This is a genomic window from Mesorhizobium sp. J8, assembly GCF_016591715.1.
Lineage (GTDB): Bacteria > Pseudomonadota > Alphaproteobacteria > Rhizobiales > Rhizobiaceae > Mesorhizobium.
Genome location: NZ_AP024109.1, coordinates 5,119,795 through 5,141,037, shown reverse-complemented (window position 1 = coordinate 5,141,037; position 21,243 = coordinate 5,119,795). Strand labels below are relative to the sequence as shown.

Here is a 21,243-nt window from a genome sequence, read left to right as displayed (position 1 = left end):
ATGCGGTCCTGAACCCGCGGCCGTGCGCTTCAAGGCCGCGTTCCGCGCCGCGGGGCGGCCGGATCGGTCCGGTCTCGACATGGCAGGCCCGCGTCCCGCGCGAGGGCTGAAGGAAGCCTGCTTGGCCGCAAACCTTCCATGCTCGTCTCGGTCCGCCCGGACCCTGAAGCGCCCGTCGTTCCGCCGGTTCTTTTGGTCCGCGCCCGAGGCAGGGTCGGCACGGAGTCGGTCCTGACCTCGAGAAACTGAAGAAAGGATATGTCAATGACCAGCAAAGCCGCCAATCCCCGCGCAACCGCCCGCGTCGCCCCGTTGCGCAAGGGTACTACCTTCCAAATGGTCCGACTCGTGTGCCCCGACGCCGCACAGTGCTCGCTCGTCTCGGAGAGTTTTGGCCTCCCGGTGCTCGACAGCGACGGCATTCGCGACCTGCACGAAAAGCTCGTCGTGGATACGGCCGCGGCGCTTGACGAAGGGCTGGGGGAACGCGCCATGCAGATACACCTGCAACGCGTCGTCGGTGCCTTTGTCGGATCCGCCTACGGGGCCGGCCAGTTCTACAGCCGAGCGGTATCCGAAGCACGGGACGCGACGGCCAAGTCGGCCTGCGACGATCGGAACGAAGACACCACAGGCCCCGTCGGTTTCGACAGCGCCGCCCAGCGCAAGCGCGAGTTCGCCGCCGATATGGCGCTACAGGCCCATGCGCTGCGTATGGCCGCCGAGGGGGCTATCGCGGCCTACGAGCAGGTTGTAGGCGAGGCCTGGAAGCCCTTCGAGCGGCCAGTCGAAAACCCCGGCCAATCCGTCGACCGCAAGGCTGCCGAACTGCAGATGGCAGCTCTCGGATAAACGTCGAGGGCGGGACTCCGGTCCCGCCCTCCTTCGATGTCGTGTACATCCGGCGCATTCGCCCCTTGCATCGACTGCGCAGGGCCTACCCAATACACCGCTTTCCATCATGGCCAGGTGACGGTTTCGTCGCGAGTGCCGTTGCGTGGCGAACGAAGAGAGACGACCGCTGCCATACAGTTCGCCGAGCGAATAGGTCCGGCGCACGAACGTTTGGGGGACGGCCGCCGATGCCGGCCCTTTCGCCAGCCTCGCCCGATCGGCATGCTGGGCTCCTTCACGGCCCAATCCGCTCTCTGGTAATGGCTTTCCTGGTGCGGCTGCGGATCTTCGCCGATCAACCCGCGAGGGGTCCGCTAGCATGCTGCGGCCGCTCGGCTGACGCCTTCGGGTGATCGCGCCCGCTTCCGCACACTGACGGAGCCATCGAGCGGGAATTGGCCCGCTCCAAGATGGAGCCCTCAGATGTCCCACGATCTCATACTCGCCCAAAAGACCGCATGGTCGCTCGCCCGCACGCTCATGGTTCCCGTCATCCTCTTCCAGGTCGACAACGAATTTGGCGTCATGCCCGCCGATGAACTCGACGACGCCGATGTCGAAATCCTCTTCGAATACGATCCCTATAGCGGTGGCCGGTCGGTCCACTGATCCGGCCTTCTCTCGACTGCAGAAAGGCGGCGCCCAGCGCCGCCTTTCCGTTTCCTGACGTCCGCTCGCGCCCCGTCCTGCCCCGAGGTCCTGGCGAAGCCAGGCAGTCAGCGCAACGGCCTCGCCGTCCTCCGCTGTCGCTGCGGCCCATGACCATCTCCATCGTGCGAGCACGACGGGAACCGGTCGGGTGCGCGGCCTGCCCTCCTGCTCCGCCCAGGTGGCCCCCCGTGACGGGGCCGCGATCGGCGCGGCCTCCAACTGGAGGTTCATGAAATGACCAGGAAAGAAAAAGCAGAACGTATCGATCTCTATGCGCGGATCACCGACCGCATCGTAGCCGAGCTGGAGAAGGGTGTCCGTCCTTGGATGCAGCCGTGGCAATCGAGCGATGCCTCCGGCCGCGTCACCCGGCCGCTCAGGCACAATGGTCTGCCCTATAACGGCATGAATGTGCTGCTGCTTTGGTCGGAGGCTGTCGCGCGCGGCTTTTCCAACCCGATGTGGATGACATTCAGGCAGGCGCTCGAACTTGGCGGCGCGGTTCGCAAGGGCGAGACCGGCTCAATGGTGGTCTTCGCCAGCCGCTTCACCAAGACGGAGAGGGATACCAGGGGCGAGGAAATCGAGCACGAGATCCCGTTCCTGAAGGCCTATTCCGTTTTCAACGTTGCGCAAATCGATGGCCTGCCGGACCAGTTCTATCAAAGGCAGGCGGAGCCGGTGCGCGATCCGATCGCCCCGATCGAGCATGCCGACCGGTTCTTTGCCAACACCGGGGCGGTAATCCGGCACGGCGGGGATCGCGCTTACTTTGCCCCGGTGACGGACCACATCCAGATGCCGCCGCTTCAGACGTTCCGGGACGCCGCGTCATACGTCGCCACGCTCAGTCACGAGGTTACCCATTGGACTTCGGCGCCGCATCGCGTGAACCGCGACCTTAGTCGCTACGCCAAGGATCGCAGCGAGCGAGCGCGCGAGGAACTGATCGCCGAGCTCGGAAGCTGCTTCCTCTGCGCCGATCTTGGCATCGCGCCCGAACTCGAGCCCCGGCCGGACCATGCGAGCTACCTCGGCTCGTGGCTGAAAGTCCTAAGCTGCGACAAGCGTGCGATCTTCTCGGCCGCTGCCCATGCGCAACGCGCCGTCGCTTTCCTGCACGGGCTGCAGCCGGACGGCGCAGAAGAATGCGAGGCCGCCTGATGTTCACGCATCAACCCCCGGAAGGGGAGGCCATGTGCCTTCCCCTCTGCTTCGCACGATCGTGCCGGCCGATGATTGGGCCGGATTAGCTATCCAGGATAATCGCCAAATCCGATCCCCACGCGCGCTGATCCGCATAGCCTGCGGCCGCTTCTCCTTTTGCGCTCATCCTAAAGTTCGAACCGAAGTTGCCGTTGTTCCGGCGGCCACACATCGCCGAGCGACGAAAGCGTGACGCCCAGCAGCCGGATTCCCTTCTGTACCGGAAACACCGACTTCAGGAGATCGGCTGCGAGACGTTCGAAGTCAGAGAGCTCGATTGGCACCGACACGGTGCGACTGCGCGTGATCTGATGGAAATCGGCAAACTTGACCTTCAGCGTGATCGTCCGGCCGCGGATGCCCTTGCCTTCACAGTGCTCCCAGACCTTGGCTGTCAGCGGCTTAAGTTCGGCGATTGCTGCTGGCAGTTCGGAGATGTCTGCTGCGAACGTATCCTCGGCGCCGATCGATTTGCGCGGCCGATCCGGCTCGACCGCGCGCTCGTCGATGGCGCGCGCGATCTGATAATACCATAGCCCTGACTTGCCGAAATGCTGCTGCAGGAAGGCAAGCGAGCGGTCCTTGAGATCGGCGCCTGTCTTAATGCCCAGCGCCTCCATTCTGCCAGCCGTTGCGGGACCCACGCCATGAAATTTCTTGACTGGCAGCGCCTCGACGAAGGCCGGCCCATGGCGGGGCGTGATGACGAACTGGCCATTTGGCTTGTTCTGGCCGGAGGCCATCTTGGCGAGGAATTTGTTGTATGAGATGCCGGCGGAAGCGGTGAGACCGGTCACCAGCAGGATCTTCGCTCTGATCATCTCGGCGATCGTCGTGGCAGACGAAATTTCGAGCCTGTTCCGCGTCACGTCGAGATAGGCCTCGTCGAGCGAGAGCGGTTCAATGAGATCGGTGTGTTCGGCGAACACCTCGCGGATCTGGGCCGAGACGGACCGGTAGACGTCGAAGCGGGGCGGCACGAAGACCAACTCGGGGCATTTGCGCTTTGCCGTAACCGAACGCATCGCGGAGCGAACGCCGAAGGCGCGAGCCTCGTAGCTCGCGGCAGCCACCACGCCGCGCGCCGCAGCCCCGCCGACGGCCAGCGGCTTGCCGCGCAGCTCCGGATTGTCGCGCTGTTCGACAGACGCGTAGAACGCATCCATGTCGACATGAATGATCTTGCGCTGGTCGGCGTTGCGGTCAGGGGCCATTTCGCCACGATATGTGCTTCGTGCTGCAGGATCTACAACGCTCAGATCGCGAATTCAGCCTGCGCGCGGCCCTGATGGAGGCGGGAAATCCGGAAACTGTCCTTGGGAAGGGGACGAAGCACTTCGTGTTCGGGACGCGTCATGTCCAGCCAGGCCGAGCGCTGGTCTCGGCGCAGCACCGCCATCTGGCGATCATGGTAGGGCGCGATGTCGTCATTGGCCTCGATCGTCAGGATCGCGTAGGCTTCCGGCCAATCGCGGCTCGCCGGCCGCCAGATGCCGGCGAAATAGAACCAGTCATCGTCGGCGAGGCGAAAGCTGTAGTTCTTCCCCTGGCTTCGGTGCCGGAATTCGGACGCCGGCACGAGGCAGCGATGGGTCGGGAACGATCGGTCCTCCGCGCGCACCACGGTGAAGGGGCGCCCGCCTGCTTCCTTCGGTTGAAGTCCCCACGGCAGCTTGAGCATCTCAACATCGCCGCCGTAGCGCCTTATGATGACGCGGGGCTCGTCGAGCGGGCTGTCGGAATCGAAAACTGTTGCGCCCATAGCCAAAAGAACATAACAGGAACGAAGCCGCCGCGCAATGCCGCAGAGACAGGTGAGACATGTGCAATGATTATCGGCTGATGGTGGATGTCGCCTCGATCGTGGAGGACTTCGCCGATCTCAAGATCAAGATCCGCTTCAGTGAAGGAGCGCCGAACCTCCAGGCGCGCGAGGACATCAAGATAACCGACATCGGGCCGATCATCTGCCCGGTTGACGGAGCGGTCGGCGAGGGTGACCTTGTTCAGCGCCGGTGGAGCTGGCCTGGACCGAACAAGAGGCCGGTCTACAACTTCCGCTCGGACGGTCGCGAGTTCGCCTCGAACCGCTGCCTGATACCAGCCGATGGATTTTACGAATTCACCGAACCGACAGACAAGGGCAAAAAGCGCAAGGACAAGTGGCTCTTCACCAAGCGCGACGAGCCGATCTTCTGCATCGCCGGGATTTGGCGCGACGCCGATGATGTCGGGGAAGCGCTCACCATGCTCACGATGGAACCCGGTCCCGATATCGCGCCGTATCACGATCGGCAGATCGTGATCCTGGAGCGCAAGGATTGGGCGAGCTGGCTTGATCCGTCGGTATCCGCCAAATCGCTGATCAAGCCGCTTCAGCCGGGGACGCTGCTCGTGGAGCAGGTCGGGTGAAGCGAGGCGGTGCGCTGCTGAATGCGGCCGCGACACGGGCGTAGGCATTTTAGACGTACGAAGCCTGTCGACGCCGCAGCTAAACATCGTGACGGTTTCATCATTGGCGAGCAACCGACGCTTAGCCGCTCCTGGGGCTGCTTCGTTCGTCAGGCATTGAACGGCCGCGAGGCGCTGACTTTTGCGAGAGCTCGATCCAGACCGGCGCGTGATCGCTGCTCTTTTCCCAGCCGCGCACTTCGCCGTCGACCTGGGCATCGATCAGCCGCTTCCTGAGCGACGGGCTCACGAGAAGGTGGTCGATGCGCAGGCCTGCGTTGCGGCCGAAGGCGTTGCGGAAATAATCCCAGAACGTGTAGATCTTCTCGCCGGGATGACGCGCGCGCAGTGCGTCGGTCCAGCCTTGTTTGAGCAGCGTCGCGTAAGCGGCGCGCGCCTCGGGCGCGAACAGAGCATCGTCCAGCCAGCGCTCGGGCTTGTAGACATCGAGTTCGGTCGGCATGACGTTGAAATCGCCTGCCAGCACCACCGGCTGTCTGGACGCCACGAGTTCGGCTGCGTGGTCGATGAGGCGGTCGAACCAACGCAGCTTGTAGTCGAATTTCGGGCCTGGCCTTGGATTGCCATTGGGAAGATAAAGGCATCCGATCAGGATGCCATTGACTGCTGCTTCGATGTAGCGGCTATGGCTGTCATCGGGGTCGCCGGGGAGGCCGCGCCGCGTTTCGTGGATGTTGCCGACCCGGCTCAGGATCGCGACGCCGTTCCAGCTTTTCTGGCCATGCCAGACCACGTCATAGCCGAGGTCGCGGATCGGCCCTTCCGGGAACTTCTCCTGCGGCGCCTTGAGTTCCTGGAGACAGGCAATGTCCGGCGCTGCCTCTTTAAGCCAGCGCAGCAGCACCGGCAGGCGGCCATTGACGCCGTTGACGTTGTAGGTGGCGATCCTCATGGCTTCATGAGGTCCGGCAGGAACTGATCGGCCCGGCCCCAGTCCGCGAGGGCCTTCGATGCGGCGCGCTTCTTCAACTCGGGCGCGTCGCCGACATGAAAATGCGAGGGCGCATCGATCGTCTTCATCTCCGCCCAGGTGACAGGTGCTGCGACCGGGGCGCCCGGCCGCGACCTGGCGCTATAAGGCATGATCGCCGTGGCGCCGCGCTGGTTGCGCAGGTAGTCGACGAAAATCCGCCCCTTGCGTTTGGCCTTCGACATCACCGCCGTGAAGTGGCTGGGGTCGCTATGCGCGACCGCCTGAGCAAGCCCGGAGGCGAAGGCCTTTACCTCCGGCCATTCGGCTCGCGGCGTGAGCGGGGCGATCACATGCACGCCCTTGCCGCCCGTCAGCATCGGGAAGGTGGTCAAGCCGATGGATTTCAGAATATCCCGGAACTGGAATGCAGCAGCGCGGACCGCCTCGAAATCCAGTCCCTCGTCGGGGTCGAGGTCGAACACGAGGCGGTCGGCCTTCTCGACGTCTTCGATACGCGCTCCCCATCCGTGGAACTCGATCGTTCCCATCTGGACACAGGTTAGAAGCCCCTCGGCATCGTCGACGTAAAGATAGGGCTCCTCATGGCCGTCCTTTTCAGTGATCCCCACGTGATGGACCTTGTCGCCGAAGCTGCCCGCGTCATGCTTCTGAAAAAAACATTTCTTCGCCCGCCCCTGCGGGCAGCGGACCAGGCTGATCGGTCTGCTGGCGGCCCAGGGAAGCATGATCGCGGCGACGTCGGAATAATGATCGGCAAGCTCGCCCTTGGTGATGTTGGATTCGGGGTAGATCACGCGGCCGCGATTGCTGATCGCGACCGCGCTTGTCGCCGGCGGCGGCAGGGTCGCCGTGCGGTGTTCCGTCTCGAGCACGACCGCTTCCGGCTTCTTGTCGTCGCGCAGGCCGAGATAGCTTGGATGGCGCAGTGTCCCTTCATTGGTCATCTCGGTGAAGGCGATTTCGGCGACAAGCCTGGGACGCAGCCAGTGCGCGCCGCGGACCTCCGCACGCGGCGCCTCGACCGTTGCCGCCTTCTGCTCCAGCGGCGCCATGGTCTGCATGAGCCGGGCCATCCCGGCGGCATCGAAACCGGTCCCGACCTTGCCGGCGTAGCGCAGCTTTCCGCCGTCATGGACGCCGAGGATTAGCGATCGAAACGCGCGATCCTTGTCTGACGGCGTCCAGCCGACGAGCACGAATTCCTGACGCTTGATGCACTTGATCTTCAGCCAGCTTCCATCGCGGGCGCCGACATAGGCCGAATCCGCGAGCTTCGAGATCACCCCCTCCAGGCCGGCGTCGCAGAAGCGGTTCAGCAACTCTTCCCCGCGGCCCTGGATATGATCGGAGTAGCGCAGGACGGGGTGCTTCGCCGGCAGGATTTTCTCCAGTTTCTGCTTGCGCTGCAGGAGCGGCAACCTTGTCAGGTCTTCCCCGTCGAGCTGGAGCAGGTCGAAGGCATAAAAATCGATGCTCGCGGGAGCGCCCTTCAATGCGTTCTGCAGCGCCTGGAAGCTGGATCGGCCCTCCGCATCCATGACCACCGCCTCTCCGTCGATCAGGGCGGAGCGAACCTTGAGCTTGCGCGCCTCCGCCAAAATGGACGGAAAACGGCCGGACCAGTCCAGGCCGGAGCGCGTATAGGCGCGCGCCTCGCCACCGCCCACGGCGACGAGAATGCGGTAGCCATCATATTTCATTTCGTGGATCCAGCGGTCGCCAGGAGGAACCGTGTCCACCAGTTTTGCAAGCTGGAGCGGCCGGAACGCGGGCGGCGCGAGTTTGGCTGCGCCGCGCGAGGCTGGCTTCGCAAGGGGCGTTGAAGATCCTCGGGTGCTGGGGCGACGCAAAGCTGACTTGCTCACCTGACCTCACTCAAACACAACCCAACTGCCCGATGCGCCATTCGTAGTCCGCGGCCTATTTCTTCAGCTTCTCCGCGGCGGCATTGAGCTTGTCGCGGTCGTTGCCGACCCGCTTGATCAGGGCTTCGGCCTGCTCTCTGCTGATGCCGTGCTTGCGGGCGAAATAATTGACCTCGTAGCCTTCACCGCCGGAGACCTGCCGACGGTCTGCGGCGCCTCGCTTCGATTTGTCGTCTGCCATTATCGTCTCCTGTTCGATCGCCGCCCGGTCACGACGTTCGACTTCTAACGCTTTGGGTCGTCTTGCGATCCTGAGCCGGGCAAGAAATTCGGCGTTTCACCTGAAATCCCGGGGCTTGACCTTGATGTTGTCGATGTGGAGGTCGGGTATGTAGATATCGCGGCTGCGCAGCCCCTTGGGCGGCAGCTCGCGCGGATCGGGTCCCGAGCCGCCATTGCGCACCTGGTCGCCGCGGCCGTGCGGCACGGGAAAGCTGCCCTCCCGTTCGCCGACGCTGGCGAGCTCGGCTGACAGATCGCTGATCTTGCGAGCCACGAGGTGGACCACTTCGCCCTCGCGCTGGATCCGGCCCTTTACGGCGATCATGCCCGCCGACAGAACGGTCCGCCTGTGCTGCTCGAACACTTTCGGCCAGACGACGAGGTTCGCGATCCCGGTCTCGTCCTCAAGGGTGATGAACATGACGCCCTTGGCCGAGCCCGGGCGCTGCCTGACGAGCACTATGCCTGCCGTTTCCAGCCAGCGGCCATCGCGCGTCTCCATCGCCTCGGCGCAGGAGACAATGCGGCGACGGCGAAGGTGGTCGCGCAGGAAAGAGATCGGATGGCTGCGCAGCGTCAGGCCGATATGGCGGTAGTCTTCCACGACCTCGCCGCCGGCCGTCATCGGCCGAAGCGCCACCGCCGGTTCGTGGATCTCCGGCACCTGCTCCGCTTCACGGGCCGATGCAGCCGCGAACAGGGGCAAGGGCTCGTCGCGCAGCGCCTTGATCGCCCAAAGCGCCTCGCGACGCGGAAGACCAAGTCCTGGCCGGAACGCGTCCGCCTCGGCGAGCTGGACAAGTGCTGCCTGCGGCACGCCGGCGCGCCGCCACAGATCGTCGACCGAGGCGAAGGGCTGGTCGGAGCGCGTGGCGATGATCGTGCTTGCATGGGCATTTGCGAGGCCGCGCACCATGCGCAAGCCCAGCCGGACGGCGAAATGTCCGCCATCGGAAATAGGCTCCAGCGTGCAGTCCCAGCGCGAGGCGTTGACGCAAGCCGGCCGGATCTCGATCCCGTGCGCGGCGGCGTCGCGTACGATCTGCGCCGGCGCGTAGAAGCCCATCGGCTGGCTGTTCAACAGCGCCGCGCAGAAGACATCCGGGTGCCAGCATTTGAGCCAGGCCGAGGCATAGGCGATCAGCGCGAAGGAAGCGGCGTGGCTTTCCGGAAAACCGTAGGAGCCGAAGCCTTCGAGCTGTTTGAAGGTCTGCTCGGCGAAGGCGCGCTCATAGCCATTGTCCATCATCCCGTCGATCAGCTTCGTCTTGAACGACGAAACGCCGCCGGTGAACTTGAAGGTGGCCATCGATTTGCGAAGCATGTCCGCTTCGCCCGGCGTGAAGCCCGCGCATTCGATGGCAACCCGCATCGCCTGCTCCTGGAACAGCGGCACGCCGAGCGTCTTGCCGAGCACCTTCTCGAGCTCCGGCCTTGGGTAGTGCACCGGCTCGATGCCTTCCCGGCGGCGCAGATAGGGGTGGACCATGTCACCCTGGATCGGCCCGGGGCGCACGATCGCGACCTGCACCACGAGATCGTAAAAAGTCCTTGGCTTCAGCCGCGGCAGCATCGACATCTGCGCCCGGCTCTCGATCTGGAAGGTGCCGAGCGTATCGGCTTTCCTGATCATGGCGTAGGTGCGCGGATCCTCCGCCGGTATGGTGGCAAGGTCGAGGCGTATGTCCTTGCACTCTGCGAGGAGATCGAGGCCTTTCTTCATGCAGGTCAGCATGCCGAGCGCCAGCACGTCGACCTTCATGAATTTGAGCGCGTCGATGTCGTCCTTGTCCCATTCGATCACCTGACGATCCTTCATGCTTGCCGGCTCGATCGGCACCAGATCGTCGAGACGGTCATGGGTGAGCACGAAGCCGCCCGGGTGCTGGCTGAGGTGACGCGGCGCGCCCATCAGCTGACGCGCCAGGTCGAGCGTCAGTCGCAGCCGGCGATCGGCAAGGTTGAGATTGAGTTCCTCGACATGCCGCTCCTCGACGCCCTCTTCGGACCAGCCCCAGACCTGGCCGGAGAGCGTGCGGATGAGGTCCTCCGGCAGGCCGAGCGCCTTGCCGACGTCGCGCAGCGCGCCCTTGGTGCGGTAGCGCACCACCGTCGAACACAACGCCGCGTGGTCGCGTCCATAGGTGTCGAACACCCACTGCATGACGATCTCGCGCCGCTCATGCTCGAAATCGACGTCGATGTCGGGCGGCTCGCGACGCTCCTCGGAGACGAAACGCTCGAACAGAAGATCGTTGCGGCCGGGATCGATCGAGGTGATGCCGAGCACGTAGCAGACCGCCGAATTGGCGGCGGAGCCGCGGCCCTGGCAAAGAATGTCCTTCGAGCGCGCGAAGCGCACGATCGAATTCACGGTCAGGAAATAGGGTGCATAACCGAGCTTCTCGATCAGCCGCAATTCGTGACGCAGCGAGCGGGCGACACTGTCCGGCATGCCTTCCGGGTAGCGCGTCGCGGCGCCCTGCCATGTCAGCTTTTCGAGCGCCTGCTGCGGTGTCAGCGAAGGATCGTCGCGCTCCTCCGGATATTGGTAGGCTAGCTCGCCGAGAGAGAACCGGCAGCGGTCGGCGATCTCGATCGTGCGCGCCAGCGCTTCCGGGTAGCGTGCAAAAAGCCGGTGCATTTCCTGAGGCGGCTTGAGGTACCGGTCGGCATGCCGCTCGCGGCGCTCGCCGAGCGCGTCGATGGTGACATTGTGCCGGATCGCGGTCACGACGTCCTGCAGCATGCGGCGGCCCGGCTCATGGAAGAGCACGTCGTTGGTGACGACGCACGGCACCTTCATCTTCCAGGCAAGCATGGCCAGCTCGTGGATGCGAAGCTGGTCGTTGGGCCGGCGCCTGAGCGTCAGCGCCATGTAGGCGCGGTCGCCGAATGCCTCGCGTAGATGTCTCAGGCGCAGCGCCAGGATCTCATCGGCCATGTCGGGCAGGAGCACGGCGATGAGGCCGTCGCCATAGGCAACGACATCGCTCCATTCGAGATGGCATTTCGCCTTTCCGGCCCGGGCCTTGCCGAGCGAGAGCAGCCGGCAGAGCCGGGAATAGGCGTCACGGTCGGTCGGGTAGGCGAGCAGCGACGTGCCATCGGTGAGGTCGAGGCGGCAACCGACGATGAGGCGCACGCTCGTTGTCCTGGCCGCCTCGTGGGCGCGGACGATGCCGGCGAGGCTGTTGCGGTCGACGACGGCGAGCGCCTCGACACCGAGAAGGGCCGCCTGCGAAAACAGCTCCTCGGCAGAGGAGGCGCCGCGCAGGAAGCTGAAATGCGAGGTGACCTGCAGCTCGGCATAACGCGCCTCGTTCATCCGAACACCCCGTGCAGGAACCACCGGTGCGTGCCCGTCGCGGCATCCTCGCCGTCGCCGGCGCGGTAGAGCCAGTAGCGCTCGCCGGCGTCGTCCTCGACCCGGAAATAATCGCGCACCGCCATCACCTCGGCGTCGCGCTTCCACCATTCGCCGAAGACCCGCTCCGGACCGTCCGCGCGCTTCACGCGCCGGCGCACTCCGCGCCAGGTGAAGGACACCGGCGGATGGTCGGGCAACAGCGCCACCGTCTCGACCGGGTCCGGCTGCGGCAGCAGGCGGGCTGGCCGCGGCCAATGGCTGGGCCAGCCCGCGCCGGTGTCGGCCGCCATCGCCGGGATCTTGCTGACCGAACGCTCCGGCACGTCGCTGGCGACGGGCGCAAGCCGGTAGACGGCGCGCTCGCCGACGCGGTTCATCAGCGTATCGATGAGGTCGGACACGTCCGGCACGGTTTCCTCGACGAGGGAGCTCACGACCTGGCTGCGCTCCAGGGGTTCGGCCGCCGTCGCCGCCAGGATCATCATCTCGATACCGAAACCCGGCGCGATGGTCTCGACCTTGTCGCAAAGCAGCCGGCTGAGCCGTTTGGCGTCCCGGACGGGCATCGCCATGCCGACACGGACCGCCTGAGCCTGACTGTCGACGCGATGGCAGATCAGATCGAGCCGGCGCGCGCCGAGGCCGCGCTGCTCCATTACCTTGCAGAGCTGGGCGACGAGCTTGCCGATGTAGTGCGCAATTGTCTCGGCCGCGCCGATCGGCTCGGCGAAGGCACGGCGGACTTCGACGATGTCCGGCGGGCGGACAGGGTCGATAGGTTCGGCTGTATCGCCAAGAGCCTGGCCGATGCGGCGGCCGATCTCCGGGCCGAAGCGCAGGGCAAGCGGTGCGCGCGGCTGTTTCAGGAGATCGCCGATCCGTTGGAAGCCGAGCATGCGCAGTTCGGCCGCCGTCCATGGCGCGATCCGCAGCGCCTCGAGCGCAAGTGGTTCCAGAATGGATGGGCCGTGGGCGGGTGGCGCGATGAACATGTGTTGGCCGCCATACCGGGCCAGCGCATGCGCCGCGCCCCAGCTGTCCGCGATCGCCGCGCGCGCGACGATGCCGGACATCGCCAGACGCCCGACCATGCCCTCGAGCATGGCGGCCTCGCCGCCACGGAGATGGTCGGCGCCCGTTGTGTCGATGACGATCCCGTCGGGCGGATCGGGCGCCACGATCGGCGCAAATCGAAGCATCCAGACGGCGAGCCGCTCGAGCGCTTCGGCACCCGCTTCTTGGTCGGCGTCCTCGATCGCAAGGCCCGGCACCAGCACCTGCGCCTTCGTCACGGGCATGCCGGCGCGCAGGCCGGCGGCGAGTGCTGCGGCATCGGCCGCGAGCACCACGCGCCTGTTCTTGTCGCGACCGACCAGGACGAGCGGGGCCTCAGCCGGCGGCGCTGCGTTGCCGGCCTTGCGCCGCGCCCTGTCGGTCGGCCAGGTCGGCAGGAACAGCGAGACGACCCGTGCCATCGCACGCCTCCAATTCGAAATCGGCACTGTCACCCGCGCGGGCGCGGATCAATTCGATGAGCCATCGGTGCCGGCCGACACCCGGCACAGGCAGCGGCGCCGAGGGCAGGACCGAGATGCGCCAGCGGGTCATGGCTGCCGTCGGCTGGCCGAAATCGGCCGCCTCCGTCTGCCGTCGCCATCTCCGCAGCGCGATCCCGATCGTGTGGGCTTCTTCGGCGGCGAGTTGCAGCCGCCGCGAGGCCGTCATGGTCAGCCGCGCGACTTCACCGACAACCGCGCCGAGGCCGCCATGCCGGATGCCTTCCTCCATGCAGGCTAGGATCGTCTTGTCGTCGCCGGCTTCGACATAGATGACGCGATCCGCTTTCAGGCCGGCCTGCGCCAGCGCCGGAGCGAACAGGTCGGGCCGCGTGATGCACCACAAGACCTTGCCGCGCGTGCGCGCCGCCACACCGCCGGCGAACAGCGCCGCGGCCGCGCCATCGATCGCGCCGTTTCCGCCGCCCGCGATTTCATGCAGCGCGCCAAGCGCCAGTCCTCCGCCCGGAAGCCGTGCATCCAGCTCGGCGATCCCGAAAGGAAGCACCGACCTGGCGCGTCGGCGCCGGCCCTCGATCTTTTCGATCCGTGCGCGCAAGTCGTCTATGGCGGGCTCCGGCCGCAAGATGGTCGTTGACCTCCGTGAAAGCGTATATAAGCATGTTCTCTCTTTGTTCTACGATTGAGCGGTGTGAGTCAAGTGGGCTGGTCCTAGTTCCAACTGGCCGACGGGTGGACGGCTTTTTCATTGCCTGCAAGCGGCCATCATCGGCATTTGGCGCTGGTGTGCTCGACGAGGTCCGTGGCTCAGCGCTCGACAAATAGAGCCATCGGTACGCTGGCGAGGTGGTGCTCGGAACTGGACATTAACAGGAGCCGATTCACGGTGTTGTCTTGGATGCCTCCAGCGGGCCAAAGGCACGATATCCGAGCCTTAGGCAGGTGAGTTGCGGACCTCTTTTTGGCTGAAGCCGTTGAGGCTCGGATGCGCTCAAATTCAGCATTGAGGCTGGCTTCGAAATTCGGCTTTGAATCCCTCGTTGAAAGCGTCGAAAGATACTTTAAGATCTTCCGCATGATGTTTGGATAAGCTCCAAATATCCCGCGCTCGGCTAGGGCGCTGATATCCTGGACATCGTAAGGAAACGCAAAATCGGCCTGCTCCATGCTAGCGCGGAGCTGGGCCAGCGGCGGTGCGCCCAACCAGCCCCGTTGAGCGGCCACCATAAGTTCGCGCCAGCGAAACACGCTGTCGGTGACGATGCATGAGCCAGTGGCCTGTGCGAGATACATCGTTATCTCAAAGTTTGGTGCAATTTTAAATGGCGTGAGTTGTCCGCCATCCTGTGCACCGTCGAGCGAGCCCTCTTGTGACACGGCAAGTGGGTCTTGTTGACGAAGCTGATCGAAGGCATCGAGAACAGCCTCGACATCCACTTCTTTTAGCGTGGGAGAGTCCCGGAGAACTTGGTGCCGAAGCGCTTCGCGTGGCAAAAGCAACATCGCCCGTTTGTGCTCTTCCTTCATCATCTCAATGAACCCAGCTTCTTCGTCTGGATCGACTTTCAACCCCCTCGAGCGGACCTGGGCCATTTCGAACATCTGATCGCGCAGATGGAAATCGAAATTGCAGGGATCTGGAAACAGTGTGACGAGACCCCTTTCCACAAGGGGCATCATCATCGTGAATAAGGCGACCGACTTAAGAAACTCCTGCCTATACATCCCGGGATGCTCGAGCGGACTAAAGCTCTTGTTGACTGTCCCCGGATGGATGAAGGGATGCTCAATCAGCAGTTCGTCAAAATAGAGTGACAAGCCGAGCGCGCACTTCGGAATAGCTGAGGGGTGCAAAAGCCCTGTATAAATCGCGCGCGCCGTACCGTCCGGCTTTGGCAACATCGCCAGTAAGTTCGTATCCCGGGGCCACAAGGCGTCGTAGAGCCCATAGGCGTCTCTAATCTTTTCATCAGTGATTTCCCGGCGAACCGTCACCCAATCCCGGTCTGGCGTGATCCCGAGAATCTCGGAGATGCCGGTGAACAGCATCAAATTGCGCTCGCGAATGCTACGCTCCACCCATGTTGGGCGAAGGGCAACTGGTTTGGACTCGCAGCAAAAGCCGAATGTGCGCCCGGATCCGCAACCGCAGAGGGCGCGATGGTGAGGCGGCTTCGATGGAGGCTCTTTTTTTAGAAACTCGCGCTCCTTTTCCCTTCGGCCAAACGCGTCCTGATAGTAAACTCCTCCGCCTTCGAAGGTGGCGTACATCTCGCCGCCAAAGTGCCAAAGTCCATTCTTGGGCGGGAGGAAGACATTGCGCAGTTCGGGCCAAGGCTCCGTCGACGACATATCCGGGTGGAGCCATTCCTCTTTGCCGGCAGCAATGTACCGCTTCGCCCGCGCCTTGAGCACGCGGTTGATTCAAATAACCTCGTCGCTCGTCAGCTTTCGGGTGCGGATTAAGGCGTCAGTGCGCACGATCGAGTTGCGATAATTTCCCGCAAACGTACGCTTTTCGAGCGGATTAGCCGAATGGTCTTCCGCGTATTCGAGATTGGTGAGGATGAGGCAAAAATCGCGGTTCAGGGGAAAGATAGTCTGCGAGCCTTTCGACGCGATCGAGGGTTCGTTCGGATAGGAGTTGGCGCCCGGAGGGACCGCATAGTTGTAGATGGTGACCGGGTGATCGCTCACGATGAATTTGACGTCAGCATCCTGGGCCGAAACGATCTCTCGCACCCCCTCGACCCAGATCGTGCAGTGCATCATCCGGATGCCTTGCATCTCAAACATTAGGTCGTTCTGTGTCAGTCGCGGATATTGCGCGCTTAACCAGTCCAATCCTTTGGGAGTGCGGATTTTCTGGATGTCGAGGTACTCGAAGAACGTTGTGAAGTGACGACGCCACTCTCGGGCGTCCTCGCCGGCAAAGGCGCGGACCGCGTGCGCTCCGCGCGCGTCGATATCGCCGAAGAGCTTACGCTCAATCTCGTCAACCACAGACGTGCCGAAGAAGGTCGAATAAAGATCCCTCTCACAGAACGCGCGTGACGTTGGTGAAACGAATTTCGATCTCTCAGTGACCACGCGTCCATCTCGTAGCGCGTGCTGAGGTGGGCTTAGATCGAGGTACAAATAGGTGTTCCGACCCGGCTCAAAAAAACCTTCCTGGTACCATTGTGGGACGTAGTGATTGTTGCGTGTCTTCGTCATGGCTGAGTGCCGCACGTGCTTCGCAAGGCATGAATGAAGTTTGCTAGAATCGCTTTGTACAAATCATATTCAGCAACTATCACGATGCGGCCGGGGTAAGCGATCGAACATGACCGCAAAGAGGTCAGCAGCATTCGCGGTCACAGTTGCCATGCGAATTTGAATGTTCTAGGTCTGTTCTATGCGCCTGGGACCGACGAGGACAACGGACGAGTGTAATGCACAGGGGGGGAATTGCGGATAAAGCGGGCAACCGCTTCGAAGCACGCTGGCTGGCGCATCAACTGCTCGGACTGTTGGATGGCACCGTTCGAGGTGTTACCGTCGAAGCCCTCGGAGATGAGGAACAGGGATTCGAATTTTCGTTGACCCGCGCTGCCTGGGTTGAATGGCATCAGTGCAAGCGTCAGACCGCAACGGGCACTTGGTCGATCGCCGCTCTCGACGCCGCCGGCGTGCTCAGAGCCTTTCGAACCAAAACTGCGAACATGGGGGGACGTTGTCTCTTCGTGTCGAGTGATCCCTCACCGCCACTCAAACTGCTTCAGGATAAGCTGCCTGCCACACACAGTCCCGAGACATTCGAGGCAAGTCTGTCGGAGAAGGAAACGCAGCACTGGTGCATGCTCAAGGAACGATTGGCTTGCGATGCCACGGAGGCATTTCGATTCTTGCGGCAGACAGAGTTCCGCACCTTGTCCGAGGCCGATCTCGCTGAAAACCTGCGTGCGCGCATTACCTATTGGTTCAAAGGTGATCCCGACACGATCGCGGCGCAATTCCGCACTTGGCTTGAGGAAGAGCGCAACTTCAACCGGCCGCTCGTATATGAGGATGTCATTAGCTTCCTGAGCAGTGCAGGTATCGAAACCAAGCAATACGAACTCGACCGCGCACTGCCTGGTCGTATCCGCGACGCAACCGCTAGCTATCTCGGTTCCTACCCGCCGCTCGGTGCCGGCCTTTACCGCATTGAGCGTGCAGCCGTGCAGGAAGTGCTTGCCGGGTTGCGTGCAGGCGCAGGAGTCGTGCTGCTGGCCGGCGCGGCAGGGATCGGAAAATCGGCTATCCTCGCCGATGTAATTGAACAGCTCCGCGCCCAAGGCACCCTCCATCTCGCCTTCCGCGTCGATCAGGCTGGCGCCGTCGCAACGCTCGACGAACTTGGCGCGCAGACAGTCGGCACAGCGGATAATCCAGTGGTAGTTCTCGAACAGCTAGCCTCCGACAACCGCGCGGTGCTGCTCGTTGACCAGGCCGATGCAGTCAGTGAAGTTTCAGGAAGGATCGCCGAACTGCGTCGTGTTGTGCTTGAGCTGGTCCGCAAAGCCGCACAATATCCGCATGTCCAACTGATCTTCGCCTGCCGCAGCTTCGATCTCGAAAATGATCATGCATTCAGGCAGATTGCCCAAGCTAAGGGCAATCTACGGGTCGACGTGGCCCCCTTCCAACGTGCTGAAGTTGACGCGGTTCTCACCCGGCTTGGCATTCTGCACGATCCCAACAACGCACGCCTGATGGCGCTCTTGGCGCTTCCGATTGGCCTGACGCTAGCCGCCGCACTCGCGAAGAGTGGGATCAGCGACTTGCGCCGAGTAGAACATCTCTCCGAACTCTATGGCCGGTTGCTAGCTGCGCGCGATCAGGAGATCCAGCGCGACTTTCGGCCCGGCTGGAGCGTGTTTGCTCCCCTGACCGCACTCGCCGCGACAATGAGCGAGCGGCAGGAACTCTTCGCTCCGGTAGCGGCGCTGGACCCTTTCGCTGGAGCGCTTGATATCCTGCAGCGCGCTGGACTGATCGTTGCGCGCGGCCTCCGGACCGGCTTCTTGCATGAATCGCTGTTCGACTATTTGCATGCCCGACACTTTGTACAACAGCGCAAACCAATCATCGATTTCCTGCTGGCCAGCGAACAGACCTTGTTCCGACGTACTCAGACCCGACAAATCCTAGCGTTCGAGCGAGAGATTGAACTCAGCCGCTACCTTGTCGATCTAGGTGCGGTCCTGGGCGATAGGCGAGTGCGCCCGCATATCCGCGAAACGGTCGTACGCTGGCTTGCGACGATCCCCGATCCTACGATGGGGGAATGGGAGCTGGTTGCACGCTACGCTCAGCGCGATGGATTGCCGATCAAGTCGGGCAACGTCATTTACGAGCGCAAACCTTGGTTCGACCTGCTCAACAAGCACGGATTGATAGAGGACTGGCTTGCCTATGACGGGGAGGATCTAAACTGGGCACTGGGCTTCCTGAGATCGATCGCGCCGATCGCGCCCAACGAGGTATCTCAGCTGCTCTACGGCTTTCTGGATCGGCGACCAGAGCGCGTCCGCGATGTACTTGCAACGTTGCGTTTCATCGAGCCAAAATCGGATGCCAAGTGCCTCGCCGATTGTCTGATCGCCACGCTCGATCGGGCAATGCCTGATGATTGGGAAACCGAGGACGATTGGGACGACTATTACGGCTCCTGGATCAAGATCGCACCGGACGAAGCGGCACGCATTTTTGGCGCGCAACTTGGGCGCTGGTTCCGCCTCCATCCAGAGGGACATCCATTCAGGCATCGTTACGAGAATGGCGGGACGTCGTTACACTGGCTGAGCGAGCTCGCCAAGGCATCGCCCCTGGGGTTCCTTGAACAGATCCTGCCTTTTATGCGGCTTGCAATGGAACGCTCGGTCCAGGGGAATTCGAGGCCGGCCAACGATTCGATCTGGTACTGGCGACACCGGGATCAGACCGAAATGCAAACAATCGACTTATTGGACCTGGTGCGAGCCTCGTTGGCGCAAGTCGCCCAACAGGACCCGCGAGCCGCAGCTCGATTGCTCCGCGGGATAGGGCCAGAATTATATATCACAAGTTTGCATTTCTTGCTTGAGACCGTTGCGGCAAACCCGAAGGCGCTGCGAGGTTTGCTCGTCGAACAGGTCGACAATTCCGGACTTTTCAAAGCAGGCTGGCACGGTGCTGACGGGCATTCGGCCGGGCGCGCGATCGCTGCAGCAATGCCTTGGCTCACACCGGATGAGCGCAGGCGCTGCGAAAAAGCGGTTCTAGCGTTGCGGCCCGAAATCGACAGTGCGAAACGTGCCCTCGCGCGGCGGGAGCAGGCGGGCGACAAGTCTCGGCTCACACCGAAGCTCAACGACTATCCAACCTGGTGTCTCAACGATTCCGGGAAGCGTCAATGGTCGGTGCTGCGCCAGATTGGTGCGGGGTGGTTGTCACCGCATGCACGGCGGCGGTTGGCTGAACTCGACCGAAAGTTTGCTGGCCAAAAGCCGGAGCAACCTGACGGCATCCGCGGAGGCATGGTCCGCTCGCCCATCGACGGTGAACGTACCAAGCTCATGAGTGACCGGTCCTGGCTGCGCGCGATAGCCAAGTTTAGCCTGCCACTCGAGAGACGCTTCTCGGGAGAAGATGGACTGCGTGGTGGCGCCAGGGAGCTGTCGTGTGAATTGAAGGAGCGCGCGAAGGAGGCGCCGGAGCGTTTCCTAACGTTGCTCGGTCGGTTTCCCGAGGGTTCGCACGAGGACTTTACCTGGGGCATCACTGCCGGCATTGCGGAAACTAAGCCCGACGCCGATTTGATCGAAAGGGTGCTCATTGCCCTGGATACAAATCCTGCCGCGAAATCGGACGACCGCGCCTTGATCTGGATGATCCGGGCGTGCAAAGGGCCGCTCGGTCCGCTTGCTGAAGCTTTGGTGCTGAACATTGCGACGAAACCTGATGATAGCACTGGAATTGTCGACATAAACCGCGGCGAGCGAGCAAAGGAGCCCGACTGGAAGAAGGCCTTTACCTTTGGTGGCGAACTTCGCGCCAAGGCGATCAACTCGGCACGCGGGTCCGCCCTCGACATCCTTGGAAGCATCTGCTGGCACTCGAAAGAAAAGTTCGAGAAATACCGCTCAACGGCGGACGGGATCGTCGGCGCCCCCGCAGCTCCACATGTGCAGTCTGCGCTGACGGGTTTGTTGATGTGTGCACTCAAACATGAAGGTAAGCAAGCCATCGATTGGGTGCTCCGCGTTGCGCGCACCTGTCCCGAAGCTCTGTATTCCAACGATGGTCAGCAGATCCTGAACTGGGTCGCCGAACTCGAAATCGAAGGCTTCGCGCAACTGATCAACGTTTATCTGATTAACAAGGACCCGCTCGCTAGAGGATTTGGCGCGCTAGCCATCTTCCGGCGATGCCTCGATGATCGAGACTGGTTGTCATTCGCCGAAAATTTGATTGTGGCCGATGCTGAGCATCGCTGTGCAGCAGCTGCGGTAGCCGCTGCCAATTTCGAATCCGCCCGCTTCGGTACGCCTTGCACCGATTGGTTGATTCGGTTTTTCGACGATGACGAGGCAGCGGTACGACACGAGGCATTTGACTGTTTTCGGCGCATGGAGACTGAAGATATCTCAGCTCATGCTGAGGTGTTTAACGCTTATGCGGCATCCAAGTATTTCGAGAGCGAGCGAACCTATTTCCTGCATCGACTTGAACGTGTGCCTCCTGGTCTTGACGATCTCGTGCTCAACCTCCTTGAAGAAACGGTCAGGAAGAGGAATGATTCTGGTCGGGATCCTCGGGCATATGAAATGCAGGAAGTCGGCGAACTGGCGCTTAAGCTCTATGCTTCAAATAGCGAAGATCCAATTCGGCGTACCCGCGCGCTCGACCTGATCGACCAATTGGTTGAGCGCGGTCTCATGGGGGTACAGAAGCTCGAAGCCGTCTAACCTTGAGTTAAAGCTCAGGCAATCCGTGACTTTCGGCTTCAGCTTTAGCGTCCTCACGCTCGACAGCTGACGGCTGCTC

15 protein-coding genes are annotated in these 21,243 nt (G+C 62.6%); 5 read left to right on the top strand and 10 right to left on the bottom strand.

Features of this window, described 5'->3' with window-relative positions:
* The first annotated feature begins 264 nt into the window (after positions 1 to 264).
* From MJ8_RS24590 to MJ8_RS24580, 3 genes are all read left to right on the top strand, one after another.
* Positions 265 to 852, top strand: a complete 588-nt coding sequence (locus tag MJ8_RS24590) for a hypothetical protein (RefSeq protein WP_201411268.1) — start codon at positions 265 to 267, stop codon at positions 850 to 852.
* A gap of 465 nt (positions 853 to 1,317) precedes the next feature.
* On the top strand, positions 1,318 to 1,503 hold the full coding sequence (locus MJ8_RS24585; protein ID WP_201411267.1) for a hypothetical protein: 186 nt from the start codon (positions 1,318 to 1,320) through the stop codon (positions 1,501 to 1,503).
* A 276-nt stretch (positions 1,504 to 1,779) separates the two neighbouring features.
* Positions 1,780 to 2,709, top strand: a complete 930-nt coding sequence (locus MJ8_RS24580; protein WP_201411266.1) for an ArdC family protein — start codon at positions 1,780 to 1,782, stop codon at positions 2,707 to 2,709.
* 170 nt (positions 2,710 to 2,879) lie between these two features.
* On the opposite strand, the gene dinB is transcribed toward MJ8_RS24580, so the two are convergent.
* Together dinB and MJ8_RS24570 are read right to left on the bottom strand one after the other, a co-directional pair.
* The gene (dinB, locus tag MJ8_RS24575) at positions 2,880 to 3,965 is read right to left on the bottom strand and encodes a DNA polymerase IV (protein ID WP_201411265.1); all 1,086 of its coding nucleotides are present in this window, start codon (positions 3,963 to 3,965) and stop codon (positions 2,880 to 2,882) included.
* Positions 3,966 to 4,006: 41 nt separating this feature from the next.
* A complete protein-coding gene (locus MJ8_RS24570; RefSeq protein WP_201411264.1) occupies positions 4,007 to 4,513 on the bottom strand; it encodes an SOS response-associated peptidase family protein in 507 nt (168 codons plus the stop codon).
* Positions 4,514 to 4,572: 59 nt separating this feature from the next.
* Between MJ8_RS24570 and MJ8_RS24565 the strand changes: the two genes are divergently transcribed.
* Positions 4,573 to 5,163, top strand: coding sequence for an SOS response-associated peptidase (locus MJ8_RS24565; RefSeq protein WP_201411263.1), 591 nt, complete (start codon positions 4,573 to 4,575; stop codon positions 5,161 to 5,163).
* Between the two features lie 121 nt (positions 5,164 to 5,284).
* On the opposite strand, the gene xth is transcribed toward MJ8_RS24565, so the two are convergent.
* From xth to MJ8_RS24525, 8 genes are all read right to left on the bottom strand, one after another.
* Positions 5,285 to 6,115: an exodeoxyribonuclease III gene (xth, locus tag MJ8_RS24560; RefSeq protein WP_201411262.1), complete on the bottom strand. Its 831-nt coding sequence runs from the start codon at positions 6,113 to 6,115 to the stop codon at positions 5,285 to 5,287.
* Entirely contained in the window at positions 6,112 to 7,857 is a 1,746-nt protein-coding gene (ligD, locus tag MJ8_RS24555; protein WP_263649256.1) for a DNA ligase D, read from the bottom strand. Before ligD ends, xth begins: the two co-directional genes overlap by 4 nt.
* A 220-nt stretch (positions 7,858 to 8,077) precedes the next feature.
* A complete protein-coding gene (locus MJ8_RS24550) occupies positions 8,078 to 8,263 on the bottom strand; it encodes a DUF3606 domain-containing protein (protein ID WP_041005413.1) in 186 nt (61 codons plus the stop codon).
* A gap of 96 nt (positions 8,264 to 8,359) precedes the next feature.
* Positions 8,360 to 11,632 carry an error-prone DNA polymerase gene (locus tag MJ8_RS24545; RefSeq protein WP_201411260.1) on the bottom strand — a complete coding sequence of 1,091 codons (3,273 nt, stop codon included), beginning with the start codon at positions 11,630 to 11,632 and terminating at the stop codon, positions 8,360 to 8,362.
* Positions 11,629 to 13,149, bottom strand: coding sequence for a DUF6504 family protein (locus MJ8_RS24540; RefSeq protein ID WP_201411259.1), 1,521 nt, complete (start codon positions 13,147 to 13,149; stop codon positions 11,629 to 11,631). The genes MJ8_RS24545 and MJ8_RS24540 overlap by 4 nt, the downstream gene beginning before the upstream one ends.
* Positions 13,064 to 13,816 carry an ImuA family protein gene (locus MJ8_RS24535; protein ID WP_201411258.1) on the bottom strand — a complete coding sequence of 251 codons (753 nt, stop codon included), beginning with the start codon at positions 13,814 to 13,816 and terminating at the stop codon, positions 13,064 to 13,066. Before MJ8_RS24535 ends, MJ8_RS24540 begins: the two co-directional genes overlap by 86 nt.
* Positions 13,817 to 13,998: 182 nt before the next feature.
* Positions 13,999 to 15,606, bottom strand: a complete 1,608-nt coding sequence (locus MJ8_RS24530; protein WP_201411257.1) for a hypothetical protein — start codon at positions 15,604 to 15,606, stop codon at positions 13,999 to 14,001.
* 9 nt (positions 15,607 to 15,615) lie between these two features.
* On the bottom strand, positions 15,616 to 16,407 hold the full coding sequence (locus tag MJ8_RS24525; protein WP_201411256.1) for a DUF4238 domain-containing protein: 792 nt from the start codon (positions 16,405 to 16,407) through the stop codon (positions 15,616 to 15,618).
* 218 nt (positions 16,408 to 16,625) lie between these two features.
* Between MJ8_RS24525 and MJ8_RS24520 the strand changes: the two genes are divergently transcribed.
* Positions 16,626 to 21,164 (top strand): ATP-binding protein, encoded by a 4,539-nt coding sequence (locus MJ8_RS24520; protein WP_201411255.1) that lies wholly within the window; start codon positions 16,626 to 16,628, stop codon positions 21,162 to 21,164.
* Positions 21,165 to 21,243: the final 79 nt, after the last annotated feature.

Excerpts from the sequence above, each read along its gene's own strand:
- MJ8_RS24585 (WP_201411267.1), top strand. The coding sequence starts at position 1,318 with ATGTCCCACGATCTCATACTCGCCCAAAAGACCGCATGGTCGCTCGCC.
- MJ8_RS24565 (WP_201411263.1), top strand. The coding sequence starts at position 4,573 with ATGTGCAATGATTATCGGCTGATGGTGGATGTCGCCTCGATCGTGGAG.
- MJ8_RS24545 (WP_201411260.1), bottom strand. The coding sequence starts at position 11,632 with ATGAACGAGGCGCGTTATGCCGAGCTGCAGGTCACCTCGCATTTCAGC.
- dinB (WP_201411265.1), bottom strand. The coding sequence starts at position 3,965 with ATGGCCCCTGACCGCAACGCCGACCAGCGCAAGATCATTCATGTCGAC.
- xth (WP_201411262.1), bottom strand. The coding sequence starts at position 6,115 with ATGAGGATCGCCACCTACAACGTCAACGGCGTCAATGGCCGCCTGCCG.
- MJ8_RS24540 (WP_201411259.1), bottom strand. The coding sequence starts at position 13,149 with ATGGCACGGGTCGTCTCGCTGTTCCTGCCGACCTGGCCGACCGACAGG.
- MJ8_RS24550 (WP_041005413.1), bottom strand. The coding sequence starts at position 8,263 with ATGGCAGACGACAAATCGAAGCGAGGCGCCGCAGACCGTCGGCAGGTC.
- MJ8_RS24590 (WP_201411268.1), top strand. The coding sequence starts at position 265 with ATGACCAGCAAAGCCGCCAATCCCCGCGCAACCGCCCGCGTCGCCCCG.
- ligD (WP_263649256.1), bottom strand. The coding sequence starts at position 7,857 with ATGAAATATGATGGCTACCGCATTCTCGTCGCCGTGGGCGGTGGCGAG.
- MJ8_RS24580 (WP_201411266.1), top strand. The coding sequence starts at position 1,780 with ATGACCAGGAAAGAAAAAGCAGAACGTATCGATCTCTATGCGCGGATC.
- MJ8_RS24570 (WP_201411264.1), bottom strand. The coding sequence starts at position 4,513 with ATGGGCGCAACAGTTTTCGATTCCGACAGCCCGCTCGACGAGCCCCGC.
- MJ8_RS24520 (WP_201411255.1), top strand. The coding sequence starts at position 16,626 with ATGCACAGGGGGGGAATTGCGGATAAAGCGGGCAACCGCTTCGAAGCA.
- MJ8_RS24525 (WP_201411256.1), bottom strand. The coding sequence starts at position 16,407 with ATGACGAAGACACGCAACAATCACTACGTCCCACAATGGTACCAGGAA.